Genomic DNA, 923 nt, shown 5'->3' with positions numbered 1-923 from the left:
TTTCTTCATCTTTCTCATTTCTCTTTTCACACGCCTTGAATAAAAACAATCAGCGAAAATTTGAAACAAAAATATCTTAAATTCTTTTTTCTTGGACATTGCAATTAACGAACTAGACTTACCGAAGTTGTCCGACCCTGAGTCCCGGAAGCGGGACGTTAGGGACTGGCACGTAGCTTGCGAAAGCAAGGCGAGTGACAGGAGGACAATTTGCCGTAGGCCGAGCGAGGCCTTGTGCCGAAGCGTAGCGGTAAGTCGCTGTTATGCGAAGGAAGAAGATGCAATATTATTTGAAGCATACAATTATATTACTATTTTTTGAAAATAAGAAGATTAAGAATTGAAATGTTCTTATTGATTTTAAAGATTTAATATCATAGAAAGTTAAAAAAGAAATGGTTTTCAATTTTGGCAAATGGTGATTTTCTAATCAAGTTTAATATGACCCAATTGAACTAAACCATAAAGGTTATCATATTCTACCCAAGATTCGCTAATTTTCTCATCAATTATTCTGAAAAAGCAATTAAAGGAAGCTGATAATATCCTATTCGACGGTGGAAAGTTTCCTAAACTTCCTCTTTGAGTTCCTAAAAAATTAATTCTAGTAGCAACAAGGTCGTTCTCCTCAATTATAAGTTCGATTTTTTCGCATAAATCTGGAAACGTCTTTAATTCATTTTTATGGAATTCAACTAAAGCCATATTTCCGATAATTTCAAAAGGTGGTGATGAGCTTCGTCTTATAAAATTATCATGAGTTAAAAGTAGGACATTTTCCCAGTCTCTTGAATTTGTAGCCTTAACAAAGTTTTCTACAATTTTCTTATTCATAATTAATCTTCGTTAAAAAATATGATATAGGATTAAAGTGAGAAAGTTTCATTTTTTTTCGATTTTTTTTTTAAAATATTTTCTTCTTC

General features: G+C 32.3%; 1 protein-coding gene. It reads right to left on the bottom strand.

Translation table 11 applies throughout. The annotated features are described in order from the left end of the window. Positions 1 to 426 precede the first annotated feature (426 nt). Positions 427 to 834: an ester cyclase gene (locus tag ND811_RS19405; protein WP_135631242.1), complete on the bottom strand. Its 408-nt coding sequence runs from the start codon at positions 832 to 834 to the stop codon at positions 427 to 429. Positions 835 to 923: the final 89 nt, after the last annotated feature.

The sequence above is a fragment of the Leptospira soteropolitanensis genome (genome assembly GCF_026151655.1).
Classification (GTDB): domain Bacteria; phylum Spirochaetota; class Leptospiria; order Leptospirales; family Leptospiraceae; genus Leptospira_A; species Leptospira_A soteropolitanensis.
This window is presented reverse-complemented; position numbering and strand designations above follow the sequence as displayed.

Coding starts and splice junctions, on each gene's coding strand:
- ND811_RS19405 (WP_135631242.1), bottom strand. CDS start 834: ATGAATAAGAAAATTGTAGAAAACTTTGTTAAGGCTACAAATTCAAGA.